Annotated in this window: 2 protein-coding genes and 1 pseudogene; all 3 read right to left on the reverse strand. The window is 46.5% G+C overall.

Going from position 1 to position 3270, the window contains the following annotated elements; translation table 11 throughout:
* On the reverse strand, positions 1–1361 hold a 1361-nt coding region (locus AB4653_RS22140), incomplete at its 3' end, for an ABC transporter ATP-binding protein (protein WP_372105359.1).
* Positions 1362–1370: 9 nt separating this feature from the next.
* Positions 1371–2393: pseudogene (locus AB4653_RS22145) on the reverse strand (ABC transporter permease).
* Positions 2394–2424: 31 nt separating this feature from the next.
* A partial coding sequence (yejB, locus tag AB4653_RS22150) for a microcin C ABC transporter permease YejB (protein ID WP_372105360.1) occupies positions 2425–3270 on the reverse strand: 846 nt, incomplete at its 5' end.

Here is a 3270-nt window from a genome sequence, read left to right on the forward strand (position 1 = left end):
GCACGAGCAATCGCAATACGTTGCCTTTGACCGCCCGAAAACTCATTCGGGTAACGGTGACGAGTTTCAGGGTCTAGGTCGACCTCTTTCATTACATCGCAGATGCGTTGGTCGAGTTCAGTGTCGTCCAATTGTTGATGCACTAACAAACCCTCGCCAATCACCTGAGCAACCGACATTCTCGGGTTTAACGCCGAGAATGGGTCTTGAAAGACCACTTGCATACGGCTTCTAAACGGTAGCATCTGTTGGCGGTTTAAGCCCCGAATTTGTTCATCTGCGTAAGTAATTGAACCTTCACTTTGCACCAATTTGAGTATCGCCATACCGGTTGTCGATTTACCAGAGCCACTTTCGCCAACTAAACCGATTGAGTGCCCTTTCTTCAAAGTGAACTCCATATCGGTCACAGCTTTGACATGAGAAATGGTTCGCTTGAATAAACCGCCCGTAATCGGGAACCAAACACGAAGTTGATTAACATCGAGCAGAGGTTCACTTTCCGGAGAAACTGGAACGGGCAAGCCTTTCGGATCAGAGTTGATAAGCTTTTGCGTATAAGGGTGAGCTGGAGCATTAAACAGGGTATGGCAGTCATTGCTTTCAACCAAGCGACCATCTTTCATTACCGCCACTCTGTCGGCAATTTTACGAACGATACTCAAATCGTGTGTGATAAAGAGCATCGCCATACCCAGCTCTTGTTGCAGATCTTTTAACAGGTCGAGAATCTGCGCTTGTACTGATACATCCAACGCAGTCGTCGGCTCGTCAGCGATAAGCAGCTCTGGCTCGTTAATCAGAGCCATTGCGATCATTACACGCTGACGCTCTCCACCTGATAGCTCGTGTGGGTACGCTGATATCTTCTGCTCTGGGTAACGAATACCCACCTTTGAAAGCCACTCTATCGCCAAGGCTTGAGCTTTATTGGTTCGCATACCTCGGTGAATCGCGAGGGTTTCAACCAGCTGCTTACCGACTCGATGAAGTGGATTAAGCGAAACCATAGGCTCTTGAAAGATCATGCCAATGCGGCCACCACGAATCCCTCGCAATTGCCTTTCAGAACAACTCAGAATATCGGTGCCAGAGAAATTGATCTTACCGTTTAAGTAGTGCGATGAGCCTTTAGGTAGCAGCTTTAACACTGAGTTAGCCGTAACCGATTTACCGGAGCCACTCTCGCCCACCAGCGCGAGTGTCTCACCTTTGTATATCTCCAACGAGACGTCTTGCGTCACTTGTTCTATCGAGTCTTTACGCCCAAACCCGACAGACAATTTATCTATGGTCAGAACTGGAGATGCATTCGAAGCCTCTGCTGTTGACCCTGAAGCAGGAACTGTATTTGAAGTCATAACCTATCCTTACTTCTGTTGATGTGGGTCGAAAGCATCACGCACCGCTTCACCAACGAAGACAAGTAACGTCAACATCAATGAAAGTACGACGAAAGCAGAAATGCCAAGCCAAGGCGCTTGCAAGTTAGCTTTACCTTGCGCCAATAGCTCACCTAATGAAGGCGAACCCGCAGGCAAACCAAAGCCTAAGAAATCTAACGACGTTAATGTGGTGACCGAGCCTGAAAGGATAAACGGCATCATGGTTAACGAAGCCACCATCGCGTTGGGTAGCATGTGGCGAAGCATAATGCGTTTGTCGTCAACGCCCATGGCTTGCGCGGCTCTTACATAATCAAAGTTTCGACAACGTAGGAATTCAGCTCGCACAATCCCAACCAAACTCATCCAACTGAAGAGCACCATAATCCCTAGCAACCACCAGAAATTCGGTTCAATGAAGCTCGACAGAATGATCAGCAAGAATAAGGTCGGCATTCCAGACCAGACTTCAATGAAGCGCTGCCCAAACAAGTCGACCCAACCACCGTAGTAACCTTGCGTTGCCCCGACAACTACGCCGACTACGCTCGATACAATCGTCAGAATAAAACCAAACAGAACAGAGATACGGAACCCATAAATGATGCGAGCCAATACATCTCGCCCTTTATCATCGGTTCCAAGCCAGTTCACTGAATCTGGCTCCGATGGCACCGCGCCCGAAATATCGAAGTTTATCGTATCGTAGCTAAAAGGAATGATTGGCCACACGATTTAACCGTTGTCTTCAATGAGTTCGATAACATACGGGTCTTTGTAGTCGGCTTCGGTTTCAAACTCGCCACCAAACTCTGTCTCGGCGTACTCATTGATAACAGGTACAAACCACTGATTATCATAAGAAACCAAGAGTGGTTTATCGTTGGCAATGATCTCAGCGAACAGGCTCAATCCAAACAAGATGGTAAATATCCAAAGGGAGATAAAACCACGCTTGTTTGCTTTAAAACGTAACCAACGAGCTTCAGCTAAAGGGTTGTTAAACATTTATTATCAATACCTTGTTATTCGTTCGCCATTAACGCGCTTCAAAATCAATTCGAGGATCAACCCAGGTATACGTCAGGTCGGAGATAATGCTCAGCACCAAGCCAAGCAAGGTCATGATATAGAGAGAACTAAACACCACTGGGTAATCTCGCTGAATAGTCGACTCAAAGCCAAGCAGGCCGATGCCTTCGAGTGAAAACATCACTTCAATCAACATAGAACCCGTGAAGAAAATACTAATAAATGCACTCGGGAAACCGGCAATAATGATCAGCATGGCGTTACGGAAAACGTGCTTGTAGAGAATACTGCTCTCGTCCAAGCCTTTCGCTCTCGCGGTGACCACATATTGCTTATTGATTTCATCAAGGAAGGAGTTTTTGGTCAACATACTGAGTGTGGCGAAACCGCCGATGACCATAGCGAAAATAGGCAAAGCTAAGTGCCAGAAGTAGTCACCAATTTGCTGATACCAGTTAAGTTGGTCGAAGTTACTCGACACGAGCCCACGCAATGGGAACCAACTGAAGTAGTTACCACTCGCGAACAAAATAATCAGGATAATCGCAAACAAGAAGCCCGGTACGGCATAGCCAACAATCACCACCGCACTCGACCAAATATCAAACCGAGATCCGTGATGTATCGCCTTCATAATGCCTAAAGGTATCGAAATCACGTAGATGATTAAGGTACTCCATAACCCTAAGGAGATGGAAACAGGCAGTCGCTCGATGATGAGATCAATAACGTTGCCGCCTTTAAACAGACTTTCACCGAAGTTAAAGGTCGCGTAGTTTTTCAACATATCGAAGTAACGAACATGAATTGGCTTATCAAAACCAAACTGCTTTTTGATCTCTTCAACCACTTC

It is taken from the genome of Vibrio sp. 10N.222.48.A3, assembly GCF_041475345.1.
Classification (GTDB): Bacteria; Pseudomonadota; Gammaproteobacteria; order Enterobacterales; family Vibrionaceae; genus Vibrio; species Vibrio tasmaniensis_A.